Genomic DNA, 25,628 nt, shown 5'->3' on the forward strand with positions numbered 1-25,628 from the left:
GAGCCAACTGTGCGCTCAGTCTCAGCGACACGCCGCACGCACGGCGTGTCGCTGAGACTCGGACAACAGTTGCCGGCCGTCGGCTCGATTCGCCAACGGCATCGATCGACCGCGCCGGGGGCTTCGGGAGGCCGAGTTCGCGCGCTGGAGCTGTGGGCCCATAACGTCTCTGCTCGGCGTAGGTATCCCCAGGGCCTGAAGCGATCGGCCTGCGTGGCACGTCCCTCCGGACGCTCCTCGGTCCAGCTCGCACGGCTATAGGACCGAGGAGGGTCCCCGACGTCGCCTGGGCGCCGGGCATGCGCGTGACGGTCTGGCCCAGGATCGCTGTGGAACGCCAGCCCGACTGGCTAGCCTGTGGGGCATGGGTGATCTTCTGCTCGTGCGGCACGGAGAGACCGCGTGGTCCCGGTCGGGGCGGCATACGGGCTTGACGGACGTGCCGCTGACCGAGCACGGGCGTGAGGAGGCTCGGCGGCTTGTGCCGTTGATCCGCTCGCACCGGATCGGGGCCGCGTTCGTCAGTCCGCTGCAGCGGGCCCGGGAGACGGCGGAGCTGATCGGCCTGACGGAGATGCGGATCGATCCGGATCTGCGGGAGTGGGACTACGGCGGATACGAGGGCGTCACGACCCCCGCGATCCAGCGGGAGCGGCCCGGCTGGTTCCTGTTCACCGACGGGGTCGCGCCGGGGCCGCCGGAACACCCCGGGGAGAGCCCCGCACAGGTCGGGGAACGGGCCGACCGGATGCTCGCCAAGGTCGACGCGGCGCTCGCCAACACCGAGGGCGTGGTGGTCCTGGTGGCGCACGGTCACTTCCTGCGGGTGCTCACGGCGCGGCGGCTCGGGCTGCCGCCGGCGGACGGCGCGCTGTTCCAGCTGGCCACCGGGACCGTGTGCCGGCTGAGCACCGAGCACGGGCGGCCGGTGATCGCGGGGTGGAATGTCAGACCCGGGTCGTAGCCTCGAAGTGGTGGGACAGCGCCGGAGGACCGCTGTGAGGGGAGTGTGAAGGGAGCACGCCGTGACACGACCGCCGACCGCCGCACAGCGGCGTGTCATCGACGCCGCCGACCCGGTCACCGGGCGACTCGTCGGTGGTACGGAGACGCAGCTCGCGGCCCTGGTGAAGCGGGGGCTCGCGTTCCGGCATCCCCGTCCGCCGCACGACCACTTTCTGACTCCGGCGGGGCATCGGATACGGGAGGCGGTCGGCGATTCGGCCGTTCAGGCACCCGAGAAAACCGCCACGGCGACCGGAGTGTTCGCCGCGCGCGTCGGGGGCGAGGAGGAGCCCCCGCCGGCCGGTCCGGCCCGGGTCCGTGAGGTGCGCGGTGCCTGGGAAGGGCTGGTGGAGCTGCGTCGGATGACCAATCCGGACGGCGCCACCGACCGGCCGTGCGGCTGGGAGCGTACACATCTGGTGCAGGCCGCCGCGCTGGCGCTGGAGGCGGCCGGGCACCCGCCGGCCGGAGCGGACGGCGGCGACGACGACGACGGCGGCCACAGGGGCGACGGCTACCGGGTGCGCGCGACCCCGCAGCCGGAGGCCGTCGCCGTGCACCAGCCGGACCCCGAGGGGCTGCACGCGTGCGCGGCGACGCTGGAGAAGGCGGGCTGGCAGGTGAGCGGGCACACGGACCCTCGTACGCGTGCGCGCTATCTGCTGGCTTCGCCACGCCGGGTGTGAGGGACATGCCAGGATCACTGCACTGGGCATCGATGACGAACGTCGGCAACGAGAAAGAGGAAGTAGTGAGCGAGCCGTTCTCCGTCCGGATCACCGTCCGTGGCTACGAGACCGATGTGCAGGGTCACCTCAACCAGAGTGTGTACCTCAACTACGCCGAGCACGCCCGCTGGTCGCTGCTCCAGGCCGCGGGAATCAGCCAGGCGGGACTGCGCTCCAAGGGGATCGGCCCCGTCGCCCTGGAAACCACCATCCGCTACAAGCGTGAACTCCTGGCCGGGGACGAGGTCGACGTGTCGTGCGTCTTCGAGTGGGGTGAGGGCAAGACGTTCCGCATCGAGCAGACGATCACGAAGCCGGACGGCACCGTGGCGGCCGAAGTCAGCGCGGTCGGCGGGCTGCTGGATCTGACGGCACGCCGCTTGGTTGCGACCCCGCAGAACTACTTCAAGGAGCTGGCGACCGACCCGAGCCTTTTCGGACTCTGAGCCCCCGTGTCCCGGGGATCGTCACCGTCACTGTCAGGCCCCGCCCTCCGGGGCACCGCGGACACCTCCCCGTACGTCGAACGGCGCCACCGGCGGACCGGAGTTGCTGGCCTCCAGCTCCACCCGGTCCGCGCCTGCACCCGGCTCAGGAAGGTGGGGCGACGACTCCCGCCACACGAGAGAGAGGAGTTCCGTTCCGGGGCGCGCGCGTCCAGGTGCGCGCCCCGGAGACGGCCGCCATGGACCCTGCTCGGATCCACGACTACCGGCCGGGAGCCGTCCCTCCCGGCCGGAGATCAAGTGCCGTACCGGCAGGAGGCCAAGTGCCGTACGGCATCGATGAGTTGTACGGCGGTCAGCCCTGCGCGGCGATCCGTGCCAGCCGCCGTGCCTCTTGCCGCGTCGAGCGGGCGACGGCGTCCTCGTCGACGTGCAGCAGCCGCCCGTCCGCCACGATCTGACGGCCATTCACGAACGAGGCGGTGACCGGAGCGGCGGCCCCGAAGACCAGCGCGGTCACCGGGTCGGCGATCGAGGCGTGGGCCAGCGTGTCGAGCTTCCACAGCACCAGGTCGGCCAGCTTGCCCGGCTCCAGCGAACCGATCTCCGCACTGCGGCCGAGGACCTGGGCGCCGCCGTAGGTGCCGAGGCGCAGCGCCTGACGGGCGTTGAGGGCGGCCTCGCGGTGGGCGCCGAGGCGGTTGACGAGCAGGGCGTTGCGCAGTTCGGTGTGCAGTTCGCCGGACTCGTTGGAGGCGGTGCCGTCGACGCCGAGGCCGACCGGGACACCGGCGGCGAGCATGTCGGGGACGCGGGCGATACCGGCCGCGAGACGGGCGTTGGAGGACGGGCAGTGGGCGACACCGGTCTTCGTACGGGCGAAGGCGGCGATGTCGGAGTCGTTCATGTGGACGCAGTGCGCCATCCACACGTCCTCACCGAGCCAGCCCGTGGACTCGAAGTAGTCGGTCGGGCCCATGCCGAACTGCTCCTTGCAGAACTGCTCCTCCTCGACCGTCTCCGAGCCGTGCGTGTGCAGCCGTACACCGAGACGGCGGGCCAACCGGGCGCCGTCGCGGAGGAGTTCGGTGGAGACGGAGAAGGGCGAGCAGGGCGCGACGGCCACCTGGGTCATCGCGTCGAAGGAGGCGTCGTGGTGCTCCGTCACCGTCGCCTCGGTCGCGGCGAGCGCGCCGTCCAGGGTCTCCACGGCGAAGTCCGGCGGCAGTCCGCCGTCCTTCTCGCTGCGGTCCATGGAGCCGCGGGCGAGGGTGAAGCGGACGCCCGTCTCGCGGGCGGCGCGGATGATCGCGCCGGACAGGTCTCCGGAGCCCTTCGGGAAGACGTAGTGGTGGTCCAGGGCGGTGGTGACGCCGCCGCGGGCCATCATGGCCAGCGAGCCCTGCGCCGCCGCGTACACCATCGGCTCGTCGATGCGCGCCCAGGTCGGGTAGAGCGCGACGAGCCAGTTGAAGAGGTTGTGGTCCGTGGCCAGGCCCCGGGTGATCCACTGGTAGAAGTGGTGGTGGGTGTTGACCAGGCCGGGGGTCACCAGGTGGCCGGTGGCGTCGACACGGCGTACGACGTTCTCCAGGCCCTCGGGGGCCTTGCCCGCGCCGAGCGACTCGACGCGGTTGCCCCGCAGAACCACATGGCCGGAGGCGTACTCGGTGTCGTGGGCGTCGACGGTCGCGATCGCACAGTTCTCGATGACGATGCGCTGGTCAGCTGCCATGGTTTGTCCTTTGCGCTGTTGTGGAGAGGGCACGGCAGGACCCCGGGGGATTTGAGTGCCGCGGCCGGGTGCACACGTCCCGGCCGCGGGTGCCGAGAGGGAGTTGCTCGCTCACAGGTTGGTGAGGTCCACCGGGATCCTCGCCTCGCAGCCGTCCCTGAGGATGGTGGCCTCGATCAGGCCGTAGGGGCGGTCGGCGGCGAAGTACACCGCGCCGTCCTCGGTGGCGTTCTTCAGACCGAACGGCTCCAGGTCCGCCAGGAAGTGGTGCTTGTTCGGGAGCGAGAAACGGACTTCGTCGATCTCACCGCGGTTGTCGATGATCCGCGAACCCATCTGGTACAGGGTCTGCTGGAGCGAGAGCGAGTAGGTCTCGGCGAAGGCCTGGAGCATGTGCTTCCTGGTCTCCTCGTAGGACTTCTCCCAGTTGGGCGTCTTCTGCTCGTCGTGGGACCAGTTGAACCGCCAGCGGCCGGATACCTGTGTGGCCAGGATGCGGTCGTACGCCTCCGGGAGCGTCGTGTACTTGTCCTTGACGTAGCCCCAGAATTCGGAGTTCGTCGAGTTCATCACGACGAGGTCCTTGAGGCCGGAGACGACCTCCCACCGCGAGCCGTCGTACGTGATCTGGGTCAGCCGGGTCTCCTGACCCTTGCGGACGAAGGAGTGCGCACCCTTCCCGGAGTGTTCGATCCGCTCCCAGCCGTATTCCTCGATACGGATCCGGGCCGTCTTGATCGGCTCCTGACTCGTCACGAAGTGCCGGGCCAGATGGATGCCGAACTGCTCGGCGGACTCGATGCCGTACTCCTTGGCGAACGCGTACACCGTGTTCTTGGTGGTGTCGGTCGGCAGGACGGTGGCGTTGGAGCCGGAGTAGTGGACCTCGTCCATGTCGCCGGAGAGCGCCACGGATACGTTCAGGTCCTTGATGTGGTGGGTGGCGCCGTCCCGCGTGATCTTTACGACGCGGTTCTCTGCTTTCCCGTACTGGTTCTGGCCGAGAATCGTGGGCATGGTCTGCTAGCTCCCTCGGTATACGGAGTAGCCGAACGGGTTGAGCAGCAGCGGTACGTGGTAGTGCTCGCCCGGGACGACGGCGAACGTGATCGCCACCTCCGGGAAGAACGCACCGGCACCGCTGTCCCGATTCGCGGGGGCGTCCTGCTGCGCATCGGCTTGCTTCTTCTCGAAATAGGGCTCCACCGCGAAGTCGAGCCGTACGTGCGTGGTCCCCTCCGGCAGGGCGGGGAGGTCCTTGCACCGGCCGTCCCCGTCGGTCGCGGAGCCGCCGAGCGCCCGCCATTCCCCTCCTTGCCCGTAATGGGCGGACCGGCCGCTGCGGGCCGCGAGCCGGACGGCGACGCCCTCGGCGGGGCGGCCGGCGCTGGTGTCCAGGATGTGCGTGGACACGGAGGCGGTGGTGCTGGTGCTCATGGCGTCAGGCTTCCTCTTCGACGAGCCGGGCGAGCCGGATACGGTTGATCTTCCCCAGCTCGGTGCGGACGATCTCCCGCTCCTGCTCCGGCGAGTTCCCCATCCGCTCCTTGACCGCGTCCCGCATCTGCTCGCCGGTCCGGCCGGTCGCGCAGATCAGGAAGACATGGCCGAACTTCTCCTGGTAGGCCAGGTTCAGTTCCAGCATCTCCGCCCTGAGTCCCTCGGGGGCACCGGCCATGCCGCGCTGCTCCCGGGCCGAGGCCGGATCGCCCGGCTTGGGGCGGCCGATCGGCGGGTGCCCGGCCATCGCCTCTTCGAGGTCTACGGCGGTCAGCTCGGCCATCGCGGCATCGCCGGCGGCGTACAGGTCCTCGGGGGTGGCGTACGGGCGGGCGGTGAGCAGTCGCCGGACCCAGGCGGTGGCGGCGCAGGCCTCGTGCAGTGCGGCGAACGCCGCGTGCTCCTCCAGGGCGTTGAACCGGGCCAGACCCGGGGGCGTGGAAGTCGAAGTCACGGGAGCCTCCGTGGCCGTAACCGGCCTTGCGTGCTGAACGGGCTGCGGCCAGCTAACGCCCTTCCACAACGCAACGTCAACACTTTGTTGAAAATTCGGGGTAACAAGACCCCGCCGCGCCTCCTGCCCCGAGCCGGCCCGCGCTCAGGCCCCCTTCTCGCGGTTCAGATAGTTGTAGACGGTGAACCGGCTGACGCCGAGCGCGCCCGCCACGGTCTCGACCCCATGCCGTACGGAGAAGGCGCCGCGCGCCTCCAGTATCCGTACGACCTCCTGCTTGGCCTTGCGGTCCAGGTCGGCCAGCGGCTTGCCCTGCTTGCGCTCCATGGCGGCCAGGATGTGATCGAGGGAGTCGGCCAGCTGCGGCAGCCGCACGGCGACGACATCGGCACCGTCCCAGGAGAGCACGACATCGTCGGGGCCGGCCTCGTCGGGCGGGAGCATCATGCCGCCCATGGCGTCGACCAGCGGCTTCACGGCCGTGATGAAGGGCTCGTCCTCGCTCACCGCTCGCCCTCCCCGATCACGTTGACCTGGAGCGAGACCCGGGTGGCGCCCGAGTCCAGGGTCTTGCGCAGCAGCGCGTCCACGGCGGTGAGCACGGTATCGGCGGGGCCCTCCGCGGTGTTGCCGAACGGGCCGACGTCCACCGCGTCCAGCTCGGCGGCCTCGATGACCTCGCGGGCCACCAGCGCGTGCGCGGGCGCCTCGTCCAGGTCGAAGGGCTCGGTCGTGAACTCCACTCTCAATCGCACTGCGCCCCCATGAAATCACTCTGACCTGCAGATTCCCTCAGTCGTCTGCCTGAGAGGGCACATCCGGGGCACTGTCCGTCATCGCGGCGTCGGCGTGCCACAGTCGCTCCGAGACGACCTTAACGGACTCCCCTGCCGCAATCAGCAGTGAAGCGTGTGTCCTCGGGGGACTTGGCCCCGGGGGTGGCCGAACGCCAGATCCGCTCACCGAAGCGGGTCCCAAGGGCGCCGGGCTCGTGTGCGAACGCGCCGTGCAGCGCGCCGACTCCGCCCGGGTGCCGGCCGCGGTACGCAACCTGACCCGGGGAGTGGTTCACCGACGTGGTGCGGGCGGGCTGCAATACCTCGCAGACCACGCCCGCACCTGCCGGCCGGCCTGATCGCCATCCGCGAATCGACGTCCGCAAGCCGGCGTCCGCAAGCCGTGGGCGTCGCGCTTGCACGTTCGCGCCGGCCCTCAGGCACACTGCCGAGCGGCGCCTACCGGCGCGAATCAGCGGTCTGCCGCCCGGCTTCCGTCCCGGTCAGGAGTTTGTATTCGATGCGCCGGAAGTCGAGTTCGGAGTCTCCCGAGGAGGTGACGCTGCCGAGCCAACCGAGGAAGAACGCCGCGGGCACGGATACCAGGCCGGGCGACTGGAACGGATACCAGTCGAAATTCCTTTCCGGCCACAGCGCCATCGGGGTCCCCGACACGGTGGGCGAGAAGACCGTGAGGACGGCACAGAGCAGCAGTGCGCCGCCGACCGACCACAGCAGCCCTCGGCGATTGAACCTGCGCCAGAAGAACGAGTAGACCAACGCCGGGAAGATGCACGAAGCCCCGACGGCGATCGAGAAGGCGATCAGGAACTGGGCCTGGTAGTGGTGGATGGCGGCGGCCAGCGTAACGGCCACGCCGCACACGACGATGGCGGCCAGGCGCAGGGCACCCACCTCTTGGCTGTCGGAGCGCCGGCGCCCGCCTCGCGCGAACACGTCGTGAGCGAGGGAGACCGCGGCAGCGAACGCCACACTGGTCACGGTCGTGAGCACCGCGAGGAAGATGACACACGCCATGACGGTGAGGAGCACGACGCGCCCCGTCGAGCCGTAGCCGAGCAGCTCGGAGGCCAGCTGGATCGGGGCGGACTGCCCCGTGACGTCGACCGCACCGAGGTCCGCGGCGCCGACCACGGCGGCCGCCGAGAAGCCCGTCGTGATCAACAGGATGACGAAGGCACCGGCCAGCGATACGGCCGTACGCACGGACCGCCGCGCCGTGTGACCGGAACGGGACGCGCCGACCCGCAGGATCAGGTGCGGCATCACGGCCAGACCGAGGATGGCCACGAGGTGGTTGCCGAACGTGTTGAGCGCACCGAGCTTCGCGGTGACCAACCAGAGCCCGGACTCCAGATAGCCGTCCGGCGCCACGCTCTTGTCCGCCGCGGCCGAGAGCAGAGAACCGGGATCCCACTCGAAGTTCCTGAGGGCCAGCACGGTGACCACCGCCAGCGTCAACAAGGTGATCGGCACCTTGGCGACCTGCATGAAACTGGCACCTCTCAGCCCCGCCACCGCGGCGAAGCAAGCGACCATGCAGCCCATCAGCACCGTGCACACCACCTCGGCCCCGTCGGTCGGCAGGCCGATCAGGAGGGCCGCGCTGACGCCGGCGGCAGTCAGCTGCACCATGAGGATCGGAATCGTGATGGCCAACGTCACCACGGCGGCGGCGATCCGGGGCCCCGGACCCGACGCGCGCAAGGAGAAGAGATCGCCGAGCGTGTAACGGCCGCTGTTGCGTATCTTCTGCGCGAGGAGCAGCAGTACCCCGAAGGCGAGCAGGTTGTCGAGGGCGAAAACGAATCCGTCGTAGCCGAGGAGAGCGACGCCCCCGCAGACTTGCAGCAGGGTCACGACCGAGATCTGCTCTCCCGCCATGGCGACCCCGTTGAAGAACGGGGAGAGGGACCGGTCGGCGAGGTAGAGCCCTTCCGGGCTGTCGTTCTCCCTTGTGGCGAGCGTGAAGAGCCACAGGAGAGACACCCCGATGAAGATCAGGAACGCGACGATGACGGGTTGCCGCGCGGCTGCGCCCACCGGGTCGAGCGCGGCCGCACTGAGGAGTTCCGGGGTCACGGCTTCACCGCCATGGACCCGGGCGCGTCGACGGGGCCGGGCCTCGGTCCCTCGGCCGGGAACTCGCCGGAGACCAGGGACTGTTCGAGAGGATCACAGGTCCGCGCACTGCGGTTCTCGTACAGCCAGGCCGTGACGAGGAAGAGCCCGCATTGCAGGATGCCCCACACCAAGCCCAGATTGAGCTGCCCGTACACGTGCACCGCGGGGACGTCGGTGAAGGAGGACAGCAAGACGCCGGCGACGAAGGGAATTGCGTTGACGAGGATGAAGGCGCGCTGGGCGCGTTGTGTGGCCTCGCGGAAACGGTCTATGCGTTGTAGTTGCACAGTCTCGTGCGCGATGTCGGGTGCCGCGGGGTGACCTGGGGGAGTCGGCGGGAAATGCGGGTGCACGGAACCTCCGGGCAGTGAGGGTAGGACGCTGCGCGGCACGGCGCTTGAGCCGTAGCACGGCATGCGTCGGATGAGCTGTCGCCGGCACCCGGTACACAGTGTGCTGCGGCGGGGTTCCAGCACAGGAAGATGGACCAAAGGCGGACATGGACCGCGGAGCCCCAGCGTGTGGGCTCAAGAGCCGTCGCTGTCATACGCCGTGTTGCGGCTCATGAGCATCACGGATTTTGTGATCGTATGTCAACTGACCGTGAGGTATGTTCGGTAAGTCACTCTCGGTGTGAGACGCACGTCTCGCTCCGCTACCGACGAGCGTGCTCGCCGACTCTCGACCGTTGCCCCGTCCCGCCGCCCGCTTCCGAGTCCGCAGCGGCGGCAGGACGGTACGGAACCCGGTGCCCCCGGGCGCGTGGCAACTGCCCGTCACCGTCGGCCAGGCGGAGCCCGGTGAGGCGCGCGCGGGCCTGGTGGTCGATGGCGTCCCGCCAGGTGGCACAGCGGCCCACGGCGCCGGAATCCGCAGGTCATCGCCATCGGTACGGGTCGGGGCTGCACATGGCGCTGACGGCAGGTCAGCCGCTGTGCGATCCGGGAGCCTTGTCTCACGGGGTCACCGACGCGCGACTCACCGGTTGCAGGGACCTGAACCAGGCGCGAAGGACAGACGATGACCCGCACGCCAGAGGGGCGGAAGGTGAGCGCCGTCGCCCCTCTCTGAATCGCCCCCGCGCGGGGGCGCTTTTTTCGCGGTCGGCCTTGACAGCCGTCGCAGATCGCAGGCAGTCTTCCATTAAGTAGAAATTAACTTCCGCAATACGGAATCCAATGAACGGAAGGGAGCGCCGGCCCCGATGGGATTCGCAGCGCAGCGCTTCAACGTCAACCTGTCGATCCTCTTCACGGAACTCCCGCTCCTGGAGCGCCCCGCGGCAGCCGCCGCGGCCGGCTTCACCGCGGTCGAGCTGTGGTGGCCCTGGGCCGACTCCCCCACCCCCGAGCAGTCCGAACTCGACGCCCTCAAGCGGGCCATCGAGGACGCGGGCGTCCAGCTCACGGGCCTGAACTTCTACGCCGGTCAGCTGCCAGGCCCGGACCGGGGCGCCCTGTCGGTCCCCGGCGAGGAGTCGGAGAGGTTCCGCGCCAACATCGACGTCGCGGCGGACTTCGCGGCGACCCTGGGCTGCAAGGCCCTCAACGCCCTGTACGGCAACCGCGTCGACGGCGTGGACCCGGCCGAGCAGGACGCGCTCGCGCTGGAGAACCTCGTCCTCGCGGCGCGGGCGGCCGACCGGATCGGCGCGATCCTGCTGATCGAGGCGCTGAACCAGCCGGAGTCGCCGCGGTACCCGCTGGTGAGCGCGCCCGCCGCCGTGGGCATCGTCGACAAGGTCAACGATGCCGGTGGTCTCGGCAACGCCCGCTTTCTCATGGACCTCTACCACCTCTCCATGAACGGCGAGGATCTGCCGTCGGTGATCGAGCAGTTCGCCGCGAAGACCGGCCATGTGCAGATCGCCGACGCCCCGGGCCGAGGCGCCCCTGGAACGGGCTCGCTGCCCCTCGAAGACCTCCTCGACCAGCTGAAGAAGGCGGGCTACGACGGCTGGGCCGGCCTTGAGTACAAGCCGGGCGACCGCCCGAGCACCGAGGCCTTCGACTGGCTGCCGCGCTGACCCCGTACCGAAAGGCACCCCGTCATGAGCGACACACACGCTGACTCTCCCCGCCCGACCCGCCCGGCGATCGCCTGGATCGGCCTCGGCATCATGGGCTCCCCCATGTCCGAGAACCTGGTCAAGGCGGGTTACGACGTCACCGGCTTCACCCTGGAGCAGGACAAGCTGGACCGGCTTGCCGCCGCCGGTGGCACCGCCGCCGGTTCGATCGCCGAGGCCGTGCGGGACGCCGATGTCGTCATCACGATGGTGCCCGCCTCCCCGCAGGTCGAGGCCATCGCGTACGGTCCCGACGGCATCCTGGAGAACGCGAAGTCCGGCGCCCTGCTGATCGACATGTCCTCGATCACCCCGCGGACCTCGGTCGACCTGGCGAAGGCGGCGAAGGACAAGGGCATCCGCGTCCTGGACGCACCCGTGTCCGGCGGCGAGGCCGGCGCCGTCGAGGCCGTACTGTCGATCATGGTCGGCGGTGAGCAGGCCGACTTCGACACCGCGAAGCCGATCTTCGAGGCGCTGGGCAGGACCATCGTGCTGTGCGGTCCGCACGGCTCGGGTCAGACCGTGAAGGCCGCCAACCAGCTGATCGTCGCCGTGAACATCCAGGCGTGCGCCGAGGCCGTGGTCTTCCTGGAGAAGTCCGGCGTGGACCTGACGGCCGCACTGGACGTACTCAATGGCGGCCTGGCGGGCTCCACCGTGCTGACCCGCAAGAAGGACAACTTCCTGAACCGGGACTTCAAGCCGGGCTTCCGGATCGACCTGCACCACAAGGACATGGGCATCGTCACGGACGCCGCCCGCAACGTCGGCGCGGCCCTGCCCGTCGGTGCGGTGGTGGCCCAACTGGTCGCGTCCCTGCGTGCGCAGGGCGACGGCGGCCTGGACCACAGCGCGCTGCTGCGCGCGGTCGAGCGCCTCTCCGGCGCCCGGCTCTGACGCCCAGCCCTGACGAACGCCCACAGAGGCTTCCGGGCCGCGACGGCGCTGACACCTGTCCTGTCGCGCCCAGGCGCCGCCGCGGCCCGGACTCGGCGGCGGCGGAGGAGGAGGAGAAGAAGAAGAAGAAGAAGAAGAAGTCCCGTCTGGTCGCGAGCATCGCCGGCGGCGCCTCCCAGGTCTCCCGCCACGACATGATCAAGAAGAACCTGACGGCCGTCCACGCCCTGCGCGAGGACTGCACCAGACGGCCCGCGCGAGCCGAACGGCCCGGATGAGGGGTGGCCGGCCGGATCGCGCGGGCACGCGCCGCCGGACGGCCACACCAGACCAGGGTCTGGCTGAAGGGCGCCGGATACGGACGGTCCCGTATCCGGCGCTCTTCTGTGTTCCCGGCGTGCGGAACCTTCGTGTCCGCAGCAGCCTGAAGTCATGGCACCTCCAACGGAGCATCCGCACATCGTGGTGCACCCCCCGGCCCTGGACGGCTCCCGCCGGGTCACCTCGGGCGACGAGACTCTGGGGATCGCCACGCACGAGGACGACGTGAGCGAGATCCTGCGGCTGGCCGACCTCTATGTCACGGACCTCGCGGAGAGCGACTTCATCGAGTGGCAGGGCGGCGGCCCCGACGACTGGCCGGGACTGTCGGAGCACCACGAGCAGTGACCCCACACGCCGGGCCCGTCGGCACGGGGGCGGCGGGCCGGGCGTCCGTACGACCTGACCGCGGGACAGCACGAAGGGCGGCCCGTCCCTCCGGATGGGCCGCCCTGGGTGAGGGCGCGGGCAGGTCAGACCTTCAGCGTCCTGATCGACGTCGGCGCGTGCCCCGGCTCGGTCGCGATCTCCTCGAACTCCACCACGTTGCCGATGTCGTTCGTGGTCGACATGGAGATGTTGGTGACCCGCTCCAGGATCGCCTCGACGACGACCGGCACCTGGTGTTCGGCGGCCAGCTTCTTGGCCTGCTCGAAGGCGGCGCCCAGCTCGGCCGGGTCGGTCACCCGGATCGCCTTGCAGCCCAGGCCCTCGGCGACCTTGACGTGGTCGACGCCGTAGACGCCGATCTCGGGCGAGTTGATGTTCTCGAACTCCAGGTTTACCTGGAAGTCGATCTCGAACGCCCGCTGCGCCTGCCGGATCAGGCCGAGGTAGGAGTTGTTGACCAGGACATGGACGTACGGGATCTTGTGCTGCGCCCCGACGGCCAGCTCCTCGATCATGAACTGGAAGTCGTAGTCGCCGGAGAGCGCCACGACCTGTGCCTCCGGGTCGGCCTTGGCGACGCCGAGCGCGGCCGGGACGGTCCAGCCGAGGGGGCCCGCCTGTCCGCAGTTGATCCAGTGCCGCGGCCGGTAGACGTGCAGCATCTGGGCGCCGGCTATCTGCGAGAGGCCGATGGTGGAGACGTACCGCGTCTGCGGGCCGAAGGCCTTGTTCATCTCCTCGTAGACACGCTGCGGTTTGATCGGGACGTTGTCGAAGTGCGTACGGCGCTGGAGGCCGGCCTTGCGCTCCTGCGCCGAGGCCGCCCATGCCGAACGGTCGGGCAGCCTGCCCGCGGCCTTCAACTCCCGTGCCACGGAGACGAACAGCTCCAGTGCCGCCCCGGCGTCGGACGCGATGCCGTAGTCCGGCGCGAAGATCTTGCCGATCTGGGTGGGCTCGATGTCGACGTGGACGAACTTCCGGCCGGCCGTGTAGACGTCCAGCTTGCCGGTGTGGCGGTTGGCCCAGCGGTTGCCGATGCCGAGGACGAAGTCGGCCTGGAGGAAGGTCGCATTGCCATAGCGGTGTGAGGTCTGCAGGCCGACCATGCCGGCGTTCAGCTCGTGGTCGTCGGGCAGGACGCCCCAGCCCATGAGGGTGGGGACCACGGGGGTGCCGGTCAACTCGGCGAACTCGACGAGGAGTTCGGCGGCGTCGGCGTTGATGACCCCGCCGCCGGCCACGATCAGCGGGCGCTCGGCGGCGTTCAGCATGCCGAGCGCCTTCTCGATCTGGGCGCGGGTCGCGGCGGGCTTGTAGACCGGGAGGGGCTGGTACGTCTCCGGGTCGAACTCGATCTCCGTGAGCTGGACGTCGATCGGCAGGTCGATGAGGACGGGCCCGGGACGGCCGGACCGCATGAGATGGAAGGCCTGCTGGAAGACACCGGGGACCTGCGCGGCCTCCAGGACGGTGACGGCCATCTTCGTGACCGGCCTGGCGATCGAGGCGATGTCGACGGCCTGGAAGTCCTCCTTGTGGATCACGGCGGTCGGGGCCTGGCCCGTGATGCACAGGATCGGGATGGAGTCACCGATGGCCGAGTACAGGCCGGTGATCATGTCGGTGCCGGCGGGGCCGGACGTTCCGATGCAGACACCGATGTTGCCGGGGTGGGTCCGGGTGTAGCCCTCCGCCATGTGCGAGGCGCCCTCGACGTGCCGGGCGAGGGTGTGCTGGATACCGCCGGAGGCCTTGAGCGCCGCGTAGAACGGGTTGATCGCCGCGCCCGGGACACCGAACGCGTCGCTGACGCCCTCGCGCCCCAGGATCTCGACTGCCGCGCGGGCAGCGGTCATACGAGCCATTGAGTACTCCTGCTTCGGCTGTCGGTTCGCACTCCCGTCGCGCCCCGCGGTGAGCACTTCCGTATAGTTCCATATTCCGTGTAGTGGAATTAGTTTTCTGCTATCTGGAATCAATGTAGATGGGCCGAAGAAGGGCGGTCAAGGGACGGACAAGCAGGGGTTTTCTGGAGGACGATGGCCTCGCTGTCCCGGTGTGCGGTCGCGAGCTCGTCCTGGAGTGGGCCATGTCCGAGAGCGTGTCCGTGCGCTGCCCCGCCTGTCGGCGCGAGCAGTTCTACTCGGCGCCGTCGTATCCGTGTGCGTGCGGGGCACCGGTGATCCCGCCGCTCGATCCGGCGGGGACCGCGACGGCCGTCACCCACCAGGTCTGGGACGAGCAGTGGGTCACCGTGCGCTGCGCTTCGTGCGGCCGCAGCGAGCAGTGGCCGCGGCCGGAGCTGGGCTGCCCCTGCGGGACGCTGCTGCGGATCCCGGTGGCGGGGGCGGATGCCGAGGAGGAGGCGGAGGAGGCGGCGGCCGAGCCCGCGCCGGCCGTCGCCCGCCGTGCCTTCACCCCGGTGACCATCCGCACCGCCCGCGACGCGGTCACCGCCGCGGCCCTGTATCTGCGCTGGCTCGGCTACCGGGACATCCGCCGCGCGGACCAGCGGCCCCCGTCCGGCATCGGCCTGGCCGCCCGCGGACTGCTGGCCCAGGTCGACCCGACCGTGCGCCCGGCGTCGCTGCGGGACGTGGAGTGCCTGTGGCTGACGGCGATGACGGAGTCCGCCGGGTGCGTCTACTTCTCGCTGGCCGGGTACGCCACCGATGCCCGTACCCGCGCCGACGACCTGGGCGTCCCCCTCTTCGTCCTCGACCTCACCGGCACCCCGCAGCCGGTCAACAGCCTCGCCGACGACCTGGACGCGACGGGCGCCTCCGGCGCCTTGTAGTCGGCGTCAGAGCGACCGCGCGGTCTCCCCTCTCAGCTCGGCCTTCCGCACCTTCCTCGGCATGGTCATCGGAAAGGACCCGGTGTCCGACGAACTCACCGGAAGTCCTCCTCGCGGTACTCGGCGTCCGAGCCCGCGGCGGTGGCCTCGCGCAGTTCGATGCGGCGGATCTTGCCGGAGACGGTCTTGGGCAGCGGGGCGAACTCCAGGCGGCGGACGCGCTTGTAGGGGGCGAGAGTCTCCCGGGAGTGCTCGAACAGCGCCTTCGCCGTGTCGGGGCCCGGCTCCCAGCCCGCCGCGAGGACGACGTACGCCTTCGGCACGGCGAGGCGCAGTTCGTCCGGGGCGGGCACGACGGCGGCCTCGGCGACCGCCTCGTGCTCCAGCAGGGCGCTCTCCAGCTCGAACGGGGAGATCTTGTAGTCGCTCGCCTTGAACACGTCGTCCGACCGCCCGACGTACGTGATGTAGCCGTCGGCGTCCCGGGAGCCGATGTCTCCGGTGCGGTAGTAGCCGTCGGCCATCGCCTCCGCCGTACGCTCCGGGTCGCCGTGGTAGCCGGTCATCAGGCCGACCGGGCGGGCCGAGAGGTCGAGGGCGATCTCGCCCTCCGTGGCGCCGGGTGCGCCGGAGACCGGGTCGAGGAGTTCCACGCGGAAGCCGGGGCTGGGGCGGCCCATGGAGCCGGTCTTCAGGGGCTGGCCGGGGCTGTTGGAGACCTGGACGGCGGTCTCGGTCTGGCCGAAGCCGTCGCGGATGGTCACGCCCCAGGCCCGCCGGACCTGCTCGATGACCTCGGGGTTGAGGGGTTCCCCCGCGGCCAGGACCTCGCGCGGCGGGGTGCGCAGCTGGGTCAGGTCGGCCTGGATGAGCATGCGCCACACGGTCGGCGGGGCGCAGAACGTCGTCACGCCCGCCCGGTCCATCTCCGCCATCAGCCGGGCCGCGTCGAAGCGGGTGTAGTTGTGCAGGAAGACGGTCGCCTCCGCGTTCCACGGCGCGAACAGGTTGGACCAGGCGTGCTTGGCCCAGCCCGGGGAGGAGATGTTGAGGTGCACGTCGCCGGGTTTCAGGCCGATCCAGTAGAGGGTGGCGAGGTGGCCGATCGGGTACGAGGCGTGGGTGTGCTCGACGAGCTTGGGGCGGGCCGTCGTGCCGGAGGTGAAGTAGAGCATCAGTGTGTCGTCGGCGCGGGTCGGGCCGTCGGGCACGAAGTCCGCGGGGGCCTGGTAGGCGTCGTCGAACGACAGCCAGCCCGCGGCTGCCTCATCGGTCGCGATACGGGTGTAGTCGCCGGGTACCCCGGCGAACTTGGCCGTGTCCTCGGCGCGCGCGATCACATGCCGGACCCGCCCGCGTTCGACCCGGTCGCGCAGGTCGGCGGGGCCGAGCAGCGGGGTGGCCGGGATGACGACGGCGCGCAGCTTCATCGCGGCCAGCGCGGTGATCCACAGCTCCGCCTGGTTGCCGAGCATGACGAGGATCCGGTCCCCGGCACGGACGCCCTGCTCGCGCAGCCAGTTGGCGAACTGGTCGGAGCGCACCGCCATCTCACCGAAGGACAGCCGGGTCTCGCGGCCGTCCTCCTCGACGATGTGCAGCGCGGTCCGGGCGTTGCCGCGGGCGATGGTGTCGAACCAGTCGAGCGCCCAGTTGAAGTGGTCCGGACGGGGCCAGGTGAAGCCCTCGTACGCGGCGGCGTAGTCCTCGCGGTGCTCCAGCAGGAAGTCCCGTGCCCTGCGGAACTCCTCCGTCGACGTCGTCATCCGTCCTCCCAATTCTCTGGTCGATCGCCTACGGGCGCTCCCGCTCGTGACCGGACCCTGGCCGGGCGGCTCCCGGACCTGCTCCAAGTCTCCCTACCCCCAGGGGGACACAAGTCTCCCTACCCCCAGCAGGACACCGCTGTCACGCGCCTGGGCCGAGCCCGCTGCGCCGACCCTCTTTTCATGGACTCGCGCTTTGAATTTCCCTATGCTCCACTCCTGTTATTTCCCTCACCTCGTCACACGTCCGAATTTCAAAGAGCCGTTGCCTAATATTGGCCAGGACACGACACACGGAGGGGAGCGGTGACCGTGCGACCGGACTTCAAGGAGCCTGCCAGATGCCGCCCCGACCTGGTCATCGGCCGGGAGGAACTGGTCGCTCAGGCGCGTGAGCAACTCGGCCGGGGCGGCAGCGTGCTGCTCCACGGTCCCGCCGGAATAGGAAAGTCGATGCTCATGCGGGCATTGGCCGCACAATATGCCGAAGCGGCACGGACCGTGTTGCGCTGCTCGGCCACCGAGTCCGAATCCCACCTCCCCTTCCTCGCCCTGGCCGATCTGCTCGGTCTCGCCCTGGACGAGGTGTCCGGCCAACTGCCCGCCGCCCAGCGCACCGCCCTGGAGTCCGCACTCACCGGCCGCGGCGAGTCCACCCTCCAGCGCGACGGCCTCGCGCTGCGCCTGGCGGTGCTGTCCGCGCTGCGCGCGCTCGCCGCCGCGGGACCCGTTCTGATCGTCGCCGACGACCTGCAGTGGCTGGACCCGGCCAGCGCCGAACTCCTCGGCTTCGCCGCCCGCCGTCTCGGCGACACCCCGGTACGGATGCTGGGCGCGGTGCGAACGGAGGGCCAGGAGTACGACCGGCATCTACGCGCGTCCCCACCGGACACCCTCGCCGTCCGGCTCGACCCGCTCTCCCGCACCCAGGTCTCCGAACTCCTCGATCACCGCGGCTACCCGGGGCTGTCCCGCTCCACCGTCCGCGAGATCCACCGCACCAGCGGCGGCAATCCGCTGTTCGCCCTCGAACTGGGCCGCGCGCTCGCCGAGAGCGCGGCCCGTCCCCGGCCGGGCGAGCCGCTGCCGGTGCCGACCTCGCTGCGGGCCCTCGTCCTCAGCCGCCTGGAGAACCTCTCCGACGAGGTCCGTAACACCCTGCTCGTGGCCAGCGCGGGCGCCCGCCCCACACTGGCCCTGCTGCACGCGGCCGGCCGTGCGAACGCCGAGGCCGAGACCGCCCAGGCCGCGACGCTGGGCCTGCTGGCGACCGAGCCCGAGGGCCCGGCCGTACGGTTCGCGCATCCGCTGGTCTCGGCCGCGCTGTATGCGGAGGCCACCGCGCAGGAGCGGCGGGCCGCGCATGCCGCGCTGTCCACGGCGGCCTCCGACCCGATCGAGCGGGCCCGGCATCTGGCCCTGGCGACGACCGGCACCGACCCGGAGGTGGCGGCCCGGCTCGCTCAGGCCGCCGCCCTGGCCCGGGACCGGGGCGCACCGGCCGTGGCCTCCTCGCTCGGGCTGCTCGCGGCCCGGCACGCCCCGGCGGACGGCGAACCGACCCCGGAGGCGCTGCGGTTGCAGGCCGCCGAGGACGCGATCACCGCCGGGGACCTGGACCTCGCCCGGGACATCGCGCGGGAGGTGCTCGGCCGGACGTCCGTGCCCGAGGACCGGGTGCGGGCCTGGATCATCGTGATCGACACGGCGGGACACGCCATGACGGAGGTCGACTCGGTCTTCCCGCAGGCCCTCGCCGACGCGGGCGACGACCCGAAACTGCTCGCCCTGATCCACTACCAGCTCGCCTGGCGGGGCCTGCTCGTGGAGGGCGACTTCGACGAGGCCCGCCGGGCGGCCGCGTACTCGGCGGAGCTGGCCGAGCGGGCCGGCGACCGGTACACCGAGCTGATGGCGCTCTCCTTCCAGGCCCAGATCGAGACCCTGATGGGCCATGCGAACGCCCCCGCGACGATCCGGCGTGCGTTGACGGAGCCTCAGGATCCGCGGGTGGCCTGCCATCACAACGGGGCCGGCTACTCCCGGTTCCGCTGGCTGATCATGAGCGATCAGCTGCCCGAGGCCCGGGCGACGGTCACCGCGCTGCTGCGCGAGGTACGGCGGCGCGGCTCCGTCGAGAGCGAGGTGCACTTCCTGCGCGGGGTGGCCGAGACCGAACTGCGCTCCGGGCACTGCGGCCGTGCGCTGGACCTGGCCCGGGAGGGTCTGCGGCTGGCCCGGGACAGCGGGATCGGTGAGGTGGCCTCCGCCGTTCTCACCTCGATCGCCGAAGCCTCGGGCGGCGAGGTGGACCGGGCGCTGGACCTGGCCCGGGAAGCGGTCGAGCACGCCGAGGAGGGCGGCGACCAGGTGTACGTCTCCCGGGCACTGGCCGCCCTGGGGTACGCCCAGCTGGTCGCCGGGGACGCGCCGGAGGCGGTCCGGTCGCTGCGGCGGGTGCGGGAACTGGAGCACGGGCTCGGCATCACCGACCCGGCGCGCGGCCGCTGGCACGGCGACCTCGCCGAGGCGCTGGTGCGGATCGGCGAGCCGGCCGAGGCGCAGGACCTCATCGACGTCACCCGCGAACAGGCGATGCGGCTCGGCCGTGAGAGCGTGCTCGCCGTACTGGACCGGGCTCAGGCCCTGGTGCGGGCGGCACGCGGTGAACACGACGCCGCCGTGGCCCAGCTGACGTCGGTTCAGGACCGGCTCGGCAAACTGGGCTACGGCCTGGAGGAGGCCCGGACCGCGTTCGTCCTGGCCTCGCTGCGCGCCCGGCGGCCCGGCCGAACCGATGGGGCACGCCGGGGCCGGGAGAGCGAGTGGGGGAGCACTCAGGCCACTCAGGCCACTCAGCCCCGAAAGGCCGAGCACGGCCGGGCTCCCGACACCGGCTCCGGCGCCCCGCGGGCGGACCGGGGCAGCGGGACGTCGTACGACGAAGCGGCCCGGCTGCTGCGCCGCTGCCGGGCGCTGCCATGGCTGCGCCAGGTGGATGCGGCGGTTGACGCGAGCCCGCCGGAGCCCGCCGCCCAGCCGCCCGCCGCCCTCGACGGGCTGGACGGTCTCGCCTCGATGGAGCGTCAGGTCGCCGCGCTCGTCATGGAGGGCGCGACCAACCGGGAGATCGCCGGGCGCCTGTTCATCAGCGTCAAGACGGTCGAGGCGACACTGACCCGGGTCTACCGCAAGCTGGGCATCCGTTCGCGCGTCGATATCGTCCGACTGGCGGCAGGACGCCGCGCGGAGTGAGGCCGGTACGGGTTTACTGGGCGCGACCGAGGGTTTTCCCTCCCCAACTCCCTTAGGGGGTTCCCTCATTGGGAGAAGGCTGTGCGCCCGCCTAGCGTATGGGCATGCCGCTCGCCCGGGCATACGGGGGTCGATCCCGAGACCCCCGTGCTCAACCCCCCACACCCGCGCGACCCCCCACCGGCAACCCCTTGAGGAGACTCATGTTCGGGCTCACCCGTGCCACGAAGACCGCCGCCGCCGTCGCGGCGACCGCTGCCGCCGCCACGACCGCGCTGCTCACCGCCCCCACCGCGCTCGCCGCCCCGCAGCCCATCGTCGGCGGTACGACGACCACGACGACCGCGTACCCGTTCATGATGCAGATCACGGACGCCTCGCAGGACCAGTTCTGCGGCGGCACGCTCGTCTCGGCCACCAAGGTCGTCACCGCGGCCCACTGCATGGTCGGCGAGACCACCAGCAGCGTCAGAGTCGTCGGCGGCCGGACCTACCTCAACGGCACCAACGGCACGGTCAGCCGGGTCACGGACATCTGGATCAACCCCGACTACACGGACGCCACCAACGGCGACGACGTGGCCGTGCTGACCCTGGCCACCTCGATGCCGTACACCACCGCCCCGTACGTCTCCGCCGACGACACCGACGTGTACGCGACGGGCGCCACGGCCCGCATCATCGGCTGGGGCACCACCACCTCGGGCGGCAGTTCCTCCAACCAGCTGCGGACGGCGACGGTCCCGATCGTCTCCGACTCCAGTTGCGGCAGCTCCTACGGTTCCAGCTTCGTCCAGTCCGACATGGTGTGCGCCGGTTACGAAGACGGCGGCGTCGACACCTGCCAGGGCGACAGCGGCGGTCCCCTGCTCATCGGGGGCGCCCTGGCAGGCATCACTTCCTGGGGCGAGGGGTGCGCCCAGGCCGGTTACCCGGGTGTCTACACCCGGCTGACCACCTTCTCCGACGAGGTCACCGAGCAGATCGACTCGTGACCCGGCAGATCTCCTGAGCAACCCTCAGGTGAAAGACCAGGGGGCGTTGCGGGCTTCCACGAGCAGCCCGCAACGCCCCCTATCCATGTCCGCCCACCCCGGGTTTGAATGGCGCCCGTACGGAGGTGATGGTCATGGTGTCCCCCGACCGGCTGCTGGCCTTCGCGGCGATGTCCCTGCTGGTGGTCCTGATCCCGGGACCCAGCGTGCTGTTCGTCATCGGACGCGCGCTGGCCCACGGCCGCCGAACCGCGGTGGCCACGGCGATCGGCAACGTCTTCGGCTCCTATCTCCTGGTGGTCGCGGTCGCGGTGGGCGTCGGCTCACTGGTCGAGCGGTCCGTCGCGGTCTATCTCACGGTGAAGCTGGCGGGTGCGGCGTACCTGGTGTTCCTGGGCGTGCAGGCGTTCCGGCACCGCGAGGAGCTGCGGTTCACGGCGAGCGGGCCGGCCTCCGCGCGCCCGGCCCGCGGTGACCTGCGTACGGTCCTCGACGGCGTCCTGGTCGGCGTCACCAATCCCAAGGGCGTGGTGTTCTTCGCCGCCGTGCTCCCCCAGTTCGTGGACCACTCTGCGGGTCAAGTCCCGTTGCAGATGCTGGCGTTGGGCCTGATCCCGATCCTGATCGGCCTGGTCACGGACACCCTGTGGGGTCTGACCGCGTCGGCGGCCCGCACCTGGTTCGCACGGTCGGACCGGCGGCTGTCCCTGATCGGCGGGGCGGGCGGCTGCACGATGATCGGGCTGGGTGTGACGGTGGGGGTGACCGGCCGGGCGGAGTGACCTCACGATGCAGGGATCGATGCAGGGATCGATGCAGGGATCGATGCAGGGATCGATGCAGAGATCAATGGTGGCGACCGTCAAGGTCCGGACGCCTCCGCACCTGAAGCGCGGGGGCTGAGGCTAGTCCACCGCGGCGAGGAGCTGTCGGAGCGTGCGCCGGTCCTGTTCGCTGAGTGCCGCCAGCACCCGGTCTTCGGCTTCGGCCACTTTCGGGTCCAGGCGTGCCAGCATGGTCGTGCCCTCGCGGGTCAGGGTGGCGGGCAGCGATCTTCCGGATGGCACGGACGCGGGGCGGGTGACCAGCCCGCGTCTCTGCAGCGCGTGGATCACCTTGTTCATCGCCTGTGGCGACACGTTGGCCTCGCGAGCCAGTTCGGCACTGGAGCTGCCCGGAGCCAGGGACAGCGCGCGCATGCAGACGTATCCGGGAAGGGTCAGTTCCAGCGGGTCCAGAAGAGTGGTGGCCACCTCGGTGCGCAGCTTGCCCGCGACCCGGTTCAGGAGGTAGCCGAGGGGCTTGTCCACGGGTGAGTCCATGGCGACGATCTTGACACATATCAACTTGGTTGATAAGCCTGTGGCCATGGCGAATTCCCCCCACGAGTCACTGTTCGAGTCCGCCTACCGCGGCGACAGCCCCGAGATACAGGGCATCCGGCCGCCATGGAGCCTCGGCGAACCACAACCCGAGATCACCGCACTCATCGACGCAGGCCGAATCCACGGAGAGGTCCTTGATGCCGGCTGCGGGGAGGCGGCGACATCGCTGCACCTCGCCGAGCAAGGATTCACCACCACCGGCCTGGACCTGTCACAGGCCGCCATCGACCTCGCACGGCACGAAGCCGACAAGCGCGGTCTGTCCGACGCCCGGTTCGAAGTCGCCGACATCACCTCCTTCACCGGCTACGACGGCCGCTTCGGCACCATCATCGACAGCACCCTGTTCCACTCGATGCCGGTCGAGTCCCGTCCCGGCTACCAGGAATCGATCGTGCGCGCCGCCGCACCGGGCGCGAGCTACTTCGTGCTGGTGCTCGACGCGGCACACATCCCGCAAGGAGGTCCCGTCAACCCGGTCACCGCCGAGGAACTGCGTGAGGTGGTCGGCAGGTACTGGGCCGTCGACGAGATCCGGCCGGCCCGCATCCACGCGCAGGTCCCCGGCAACCTCCCGATGTTCCAGACCTACGGCGACATCCGCGACGAGGGCGGGGACCGCAAGTCCGTGCCGGGCTGGCTGCTCTCGGCCCACCTGGACTGACCCCTGGCAGACCCCGGCTGACCCTCAGGGCGGTCAGGTCCGCGAGGGCCTGGCCGCCGCGGGCGGGCACCGTCAGCCAGGTCGACCGCGATCCGTCCGGGCACGCGCCCGGCGCCGCACGGCCGCAGGGACTGCGCGCGTGCCCCGCGTCGCACAGCCGCAGGGACCCCGCGCGCGGCCGTGCCCGCGGGCCACATACGCCCACGCGGACGTCGACGACCCGCGCCCGGCGGCCACCGCGCGGGACAGCTTCCACGGCGCCGACGACGGAGGGCGAGAGAAAGGATGATGCGGGCTCCCCCGTATATCCTGATCCTGCTCCGGTGATCAACCGCTCCGCTTGAGCAGGGACGGGCAGGGAGGTGCCGCCATCGCCGCGAAGAATCCCCGGAACTCAGTCTGGCGCCGCGCCCTCAACCACCAGCCGCCGGCACCCGGGACCCCGCCCGAACCCGCCCCGCCCGCTCCGGCGCCGGCGGACACCCCCGAACTCGCCAGCGTCGTCCAGGCCGCCCTCTACCAGGACGGCGTCCGCGTCTCCTCCCCCGCCACCCTCGCCGAGACCTACCGCGAGCTGCGCGAGAAGCCGGCCGGCATGGCATGGATCGGCCTCGCCCGCCCCACCGAGAGCGAACTCCTCTCCCTCGCCGCCGAGTTCGGCCTCCACCCCCTCTCGGTCGAGGACGCGATGGAGGCCCACCAGCGCCCGAAGCTGGAGCGCTACGGCGAGACGCTCTTCGTCGTGCTGCGGGCGGCCAGGTACCTCGACGCGCCGGAGGAGGTCGACTTCGGCGAGCTGCATGTGTTCGTCGGCCCCGACTTCGTGATCACGGTCCGCCATGGCGCGGCACCCGACCTCTCGGCGGTCCGCCACCGCATGGAGGAGTCACCGGACCTGCTGAAACTGGGCCCGGAGGCGGTGCTCTACGCCATCCTCGACGCGGTGGTCGACGGTTATGTGCCCGTCGTCTCCGGCGTCCAGAACGACATCGACGAGATCGAGACGGAAGTCTTCGGCGGCGACCCGGAAGTGTCCCGCCGCATCTACGAACTCTCCCGCGAGATGGTCGAGTTCCAGCGCGCCACCCGCCCCCTCGTCGGCATGCTGCACGGCCTGATGGCCGGCTTCGCCAAATACGGCACGGACGAGGAACTCCAGCGCTACCTACGCGACGTAGCCGACCACGTCACCCACACCAGCGAACGCGTCGACGGCTTCCGCCAGGCCCTCACGGACATCCTCACCGTGAACACCACCCTGGTCACCCAGCAACAGAACGCGGAGATGCGGGCATTGGCGGAGGCGGGGTTCGAGCAGAACGAAGAGATCAAGAAGATTTCGGCCTGGGCGGCGATCCTGTTCGCTCCGACGCTGGTCGGGACGGTCTACGGGATGAACTTCGCACACATGCCGGAGCTGGGCTGGACCTTCGGCTACCCCTTGGCCATCGGCCTCATGGGCGTCGTCTGCGTCAGTCTGTACGTGATCTTCAAGCGTCGGGACTGGCTCTAGAGAGGGCCATGACAAGCATGCACATAAGTACGCGTATGTGAAAAACTGCTGCATGAGCACCCGAGGAGACGCGGTGAGCAACCCCGCCGACGAGTCCGACTACGCAACCCTGCGACTGGACCGCACAGGGCAGGCCGAGGCGTTCGACGCCATCGGCAACCGCTATGACGAGGCCTTCCCGCACAAGGAAGGGCAGGTCGGGGCAGCCGCATGGCTCATCGGCTCTCTCCCGGCCGGGTCCCGGGTGCTGGACCTGGGGTGCGGCACCGGGCTCCCGACCGCGCGCCAGCTGGCGGACGCGGGCCTCGACGTCGTCGGGGTGGACCTGTCGGACAGGATGGTCACGCTGGCCCGCGGCCATGTGCCCACCGGGGCGTTCCACCAGGCGGACATCGCGGATCTGCGGCCCGGCGGCCCGTTGGACCTCGGCCGCTTCGACGGCGTGGCCGCCTTCTTCTCCCTGCTCATGCTCCCGCGCGCCGAGATCCCCCTCGCCCTGCGCACCGTCCGCCATCTGCTGCGTCCGGGCGGACTGCTCGCGCTGTCGATGGTGGAGGCCGATGTGGACGACTTCTCGATCCCGTTCATCGGGACGAGCATCCGCGTCTCCGGCTACCTGCGGGACGATCTGCGCGAGGTCGTGGAGACGGCGGGCTTCGAGATCAGCGACGAGTCCTCGTACACCTACGCTCCGGCGGTCGCCGACATCCAGCCCGAAGTGCAGATCTTCCTGCACTGCCGGCGCACGCCCGACGACTCCTGACCGGCTCGCTCCGGCGCGG

24 protein-coding genes are annotated in these 25,628 nt (G+C 70.5%); 13 read left to right on the forward strand and 11 right to left on the reverse strand.

What is annotated here, in order from left to right:
• Positions 1-364 precede the first annotated feature (364 nt).
• From GFH49_RS36115 to GFH49_RS36125, 3 genes are all read left to right on the forward strand, one after another.
• Positions 365-964: a histidine phosphatase family protein gene (locus GFH49_RS36115; protein ID WP_155060278.1), complete on the forward strand. Its 600-nt coding sequence runs from the start codon at positions 365-367 to the stop codon at positions 962-964.
• A 61-nt stretch (positions 965-1,025) separates the two neighbouring features.
• Complete coding sequence (locus GFH49_RS36120; RefSeq protein ID WP_155060279.1) at positions 1,026-1,691, forward strand: hypothetical protein; 666 nt, start codon at positions 1,026-1,028, stop codon at positions 1,689-1,691.
• Between the two features lie 65 nt (positions 1,692-1,756).
• Positions 1,757-2,179 carry an acyl-CoA thioesterase gene (locus GFH49_RS36125; protein WP_155060316.1) on the forward strand — a complete coding sequence of 141 codons (423 nt, stop codon included), beginning with the start codon at positions 1,757-1,759 and terminating at the stop codon, positions 2,177-2,179.
• Between the two features lie 355 nt (positions 2,180-2,534).
• Here GFH49_RS36125 and GFH49_RS36130 read toward each other — a convergent pair whose 3' ends face one another.
• The 8 genes from GFH49_RS36130 to GFH49_RS36165 form a co-directional block, all read right to left on the reverse strand.
• A complete protein-coding gene (locus GFH49_RS36130; RefSeq protein ID WP_155060280.1) occupies positions 2,535-3,914 on the reverse strand; it encodes an 8-oxoguanine deaminase in 1,380 nt (459 codons plus the stop codon).
• A gap of 111 nt (positions 3,915-4,025) precedes the next feature.
• Positions 4,026-4,931 carry a factor-independent urate hydroxylase gene (gene pucL / locus GFH49_RS36135; protein WP_155060281.1) on the reverse strand — a complete coding sequence of 302 codons (906 nt, stop codon included), beginning with the start codon at positions 4,929-4,931 and terminating at the stop codon, positions 4,026-4,028.
• A gap of 6 nt (positions 4,932-4,937) precedes the next feature.
• On the reverse strand, positions 4,938-5,351 hold the full coding sequence (uraH, locus tag GFH49_RS36140; protein WP_155060282.1) for a hydroxyisourate hydrolase: 414 nt from the start codon (positions 5,349-5,351) through the stop codon (positions 4,938-4,940).
• A 4-nt stretch (positions 5,352-5,355) separates the two neighbouring features.
• Positions 5,356-5,868, reverse strand: coding sequence for a 2-oxo-4-hydroxy-4-carboxy-5-ureidoimidazoline decarboxylase (uraD, locus tag GFH49_RS36145; RefSeq protein WP_155060283.1), 513 nt, complete (start codon positions 5,866-5,868; stop codon positions 5,356-5,358).
• A gap of 144 nt (positions 5,869-6,012) precedes the next feature.
• Positions 6,013-6,324, reverse strand: coding sequence for a helix-turn-helix domain-containing protein (locus tag GFH49_RS36150; protein ID WP_155060317.1), 312 nt, complete (start codon positions 6,322-6,324; stop codon positions 6,013-6,015).
• A 47-nt stretch (positions 6,325-6,371) separates the two neighbouring features.
• Positions 6,372-6,623 (reverse strand): YkoF family thiamine-binding protein, encoded by a 252-nt coding sequence (locus GFH49_RS36155; RefSeq protein ID WP_155060284.1) that lies wholly within the window; start codon positions 6,621-6,623, stop codon positions 6,372-6,374.
• A 480-nt stretch (positions 6,624-7,103) separates the two neighbouring features.
• Positions 7,104-8,747, reverse strand: a complete 1,644-nt coding sequence (locus GFH49_RS36160; RefSeq protein ID WP_155060285.1) for a sodium/solute symporter — start codon at positions 8,745-8,747, stop codon at positions 7,104-7,106.
• On the reverse strand, positions 8,744-9,142 hold the full coding sequence (locus GFH49_RS36165; RefSeq protein WP_196218246.1) for a DUF485 domain-containing protein: 399 nt from the start codon (positions 9,140-9,142) through the stop codon (positions 8,744-8,746). The genes GFH49_RS36160 and GFH49_RS36165 overlap by 4 nt, the downstream gene beginning before the upstream one ends.
• Positions 9,143-9,993: 851 nt before the next feature.
• Between GFH49_RS36165 and GFH49_RS36170 the strand changes: the two genes are divergently transcribed.
• The 3 genes from GFH49_RS36170 (at position 9,994) to GFH49_RS36180 (ending at position 12,426) form a co-directional block, all read left to right on the forward strand.
• Entirely contained in the window at positions 9,994-10,815 is an 822-nt protein-coding gene (locus tag GFH49_RS36170) for a TIM barrel protein (RefSeq protein WP_155060287.1), read from the forward strand.
• A gap of 24 nt (positions 10,816-10,839) precedes the next feature.
• Entirely contained in the window at positions 10,840-11,757 is a 918-nt protein-coding gene (locus GFH49_RS36175) for a 2-hydroxy-3-oxopropionate reductase (RefSeq protein WP_155060288.1), read from the forward strand.
• 432 nt (positions 11,758-12,189) lie between these two features.
• The gene (locus GFH49_RS36180) at positions 12,190-12,426 is read left to right on the forward strand and encodes a hypothetical protein (RefSeq protein ID WP_155060289.1); all 237 of its coding nucleotides are present in this window, start codon (positions 12,190-12,192) and stop codon (positions 12,424-12,426) included.
• A gap of 125 nt (positions 12,427-12,551) precedes the next feature.
• On the opposite strand, the gene gcl is transcribed toward GFH49_RS36180, so the two are convergent.
• Positions 12,552-14,336: a glyoxylate carboligase gene (gcl, locus tag GFH49_RS36185; protein WP_155060290.1), complete on the reverse strand. Its 1,785-nt coding sequence runs from the start codon at positions 14,334-14,336 to the stop codon at positions 12,552-12,554.
• A 224-nt stretch (positions 14,337-14,560) separates the two neighbouring features.
• Here gcl and GFH49_RS36190 point away from each other — a divergent pair, with 224 nt between their 5' ends.
• Complete coding sequence (locus GFH49_RS36190) at positions 14,561-15,268, forward strand: hypothetical protein (protein ID WP_155060291.1); 708 nt, start codon at positions 14,561-14,563, stop codon at positions 15,266-15,268.
• A gap of 95 nt (positions 15,269-15,363) precedes the next feature.
• Here GFH49_RS36190 and GFH49_RS36195 read toward each other — a convergent pair whose 3' ends face one another.
• On the reverse strand, positions 15,364-17,034 hold the full coding sequence (locus GFH49_RS36195) for an AMP-binding protein (protein ID WP_155060292.1): 1,671 nt from the start codon (positions 17,032-17,034) through the stop codon (positions 15,364-15,366).
• 306 nt (positions 17,035-17,340) lie between these two features.
• Here GFH49_RS36195 and GFH49_RS36200 point away from each other — a divergent pair, with 306 nt between their 5' ends.
• The 3 genes from GFH49_RS36200 (at position 17,341) to GFH49_RS36210 (ending at position 22,066) form a co-directional block, all read left to right on the forward strand.
• Positions 17,341-20,289, forward strand: coding sequence for a helix-turn-helix transcriptional regulator (locus tag GFH49_RS36200; protein WP_155060293.1), 2,949 nt, complete (start codon positions 17,341-17,343; stop codon positions 20,287-20,289).
• Positions 20,290-20,492: 203 nt separating this feature from the next.
• Positions 20,493-21,284, forward strand: a complete 792-nt coding sequence (locus tag GFH49_RS36205; protein WP_155060294.1) for a S1 family peptidase — start codon at positions 20,493-20,495, stop codon at positions 21,282-21,284.
• 134 nt (positions 21,285-21,418) lie between these two features.
• Positions 21,419-22,066 carry a LysE family translocator gene (locus GFH49_RS36210; protein ID WP_155060295.1) on the forward strand — a complete coding sequence of 216 codons (648 nt, stop codon included), beginning with the start codon at positions 21,419-21,421 and terminating at the stop codon, positions 22,064-22,066.
• Between the two features lie 123 nt (positions 22,067-22,189).
• Here GFH49_RS36210 and GFH49_RS36215 read toward each other — a convergent pair whose 3' ends face one another.
• Positions 22,190-22,606 (reverse strand): MarR family winged helix-turn-helix transcriptional regulator, encoded by a 417-nt coding sequence (locus tag GFH49_RS36215; protein WP_155060296.1) that lies wholly within the window; start codon positions 22,604-22,606, stop codon positions 22,190-22,192.
• 46 nt (positions 22,607-22,652) lie between these two features.
• Between GFH49_RS36215 and GFH49_RS36220 the strand changes: the two genes are divergently transcribed.
• The 3 genes from GFH49_RS36220 to GFH49_RS36230 all read left to right on the forward strand — a co-directional run bounded on the left by GFH49_RS36220 (position 22,653) and on the right by GFH49_RS36230 (position 25,609).
• Positions 22,653-23,333 (forward strand): class I SAM-dependent methyltransferase, encoded by a 681-nt coding sequence (locus GFH49_RS36220; RefSeq protein ID WP_155060297.1) that lies wholly within the window; start codon positions 22,653-22,655, stop codon positions 23,331-23,333.
• 340 nt (positions 23,334-23,673) lie between these two features.
• Positions 23,674-24,846 (forward strand): magnesium and cobalt transport protein CorA, encoded by a 1,173-nt coding sequence (locus GFH49_RS36225; protein ID WP_230396697.1) that lies wholly within the window; start codon positions 23,674-23,676, stop codon positions 24,844-24,846.
• 52 nt (positions 24,847-24,898) lie between these two features.
• Positions 24,899-25,609: a class I SAM-dependent DNA methyltransferase gene (locus GFH49_RS36230; protein WP_155060298.1), complete on the forward strand. Its 711-nt coding sequence runs from the start codon at positions 24,899-24,901 to the stop codon at positions 25,607-25,609.
• Positions 25,610-25,628 lie beyond the last annotated feature (19 nt).

This window comes from Streptomyces blattellae (genome assembly GCF_009709555.1).
Taxonomy (GTDB): domain Bacteria; phylum Actinomycetota; class Actinomycetes; order Streptomycetales; family Streptomycetaceae; genus Streptomyces; species Streptomyces blattellae.

Excerpts from the sequence above, each read along its gene's own strand:
- GFH49_RS36195 (WP_155060292.1), bottom strand. The coding sequence starts at position 17,034 with ATGACGACGTCGACGGAGGAGTTCCGCAGGGCACGGGACTTCCTGCTG.
- gcl (WP_155060290.1), bottom strand. The coding sequence starts at position 14,336 with ATGGCTCGTATGACCGCTGCCCGCGCGGCAGTCGAGATCCTGGGGCGC.
- GFH49_RS36130 (WP_155060280.1), bottom strand. The coding sequence starts at position 3,914 with ATGGCAGCTGACCAGCGCATCGTCATCGAGAACTGTGCGATCGCGACC.
- pucL (WP_155060281.1), bottom strand. The coding sequence starts at position 4,931 with ATGCCCACGATTCTCGGCCAGAACCAGTACGGGAAAGCAGAGAACCGC.
- GFH49_RS36220 (WP_155060297.1), top strand. The coding sequence starts at position 22,653 with ATGGCGAATTCCCCCCACGAGTCACTGTTCGAGTCCGCCTACCGCGGC.
- GFH49_RS36180 (WP_155060289.1), top strand. The coding sequence starts at position 12,190 with ATGGCACCTCCAACGGAGCATCCGCACATCGTGGTGCACCCCCCGGCC.
- GFH49_RS36190 (WP_155060291.1), top strand. The coding sequence starts at position 14,561 with ATGTCCGAGAGCGTGTCCGTGCGCTGCCCCGCCTGTCGGCGCGAGCAG.
- uraH (WP_155060282.1), bottom strand. The coding sequence starts at position 5,351 with ATGAGCACCAGCACCACCGCCTCCGTGTCCACGCACATCCTGGACACC.
- GFH49_RS36215 (WP_155060296.1), bottom strand. The coding sequence starts at position 22,606 with ATGGACTCACCCGTGGACAAGCCCCTCGGCTACCTCCTGAACCGGGTC.
- GFH49_RS36210 (WP_155060295.1), top strand. The coding sequence starts at position 21,419 with ATGGTGTCCCCCGACCGGCTGCTGGCCTTCGCGGCGATGTCCCTGCTG.
- GFH49_RS36205 (WP_155060294.1), top strand. The coding sequence starts at position 20,493 with ATGTTCGGGCTCACCCGTGCCACGAAGACCGCCGCCGCCGTCGCGGCG.
- GFH49_RS36115 (WP_155060278.1), top strand. The coding sequence starts at position 365 with ATGGGTGATCTTCTGCTCGTGCGGCACGGAGAGACCGCGTGGTCCCGG.
- GFH49_RS36170 (WP_155060287.1), top strand. The coding sequence starts at position 9,994 with ATGGGATTCGCAGCGCAGCGCTTCAACGTCAACCTGTCGATCCTCTTC.
- GFH49_RS36175 (WP_155060288.1), top strand. The coding sequence starts at position 10,840 with ATGAGCGACACACACGCTGACTCTCCCCGCCCGACCCGCCCGGCGATC.
- GFH49_RS36230 (WP_155060298.1), top strand. The coding sequence starts at position 24,899 with ATGAGCACCCGAGGAGACGCGGTGAGCAACCCCGCCGACGAGTCCGAC.
- GFH49_RS36150 (WP_155060317.1), bottom strand. The coding sequence starts at position 6,324 with ATGGGCGGCATGATGCTCCCGCCCGACGAGGCCGGCCCCGACGATGTC.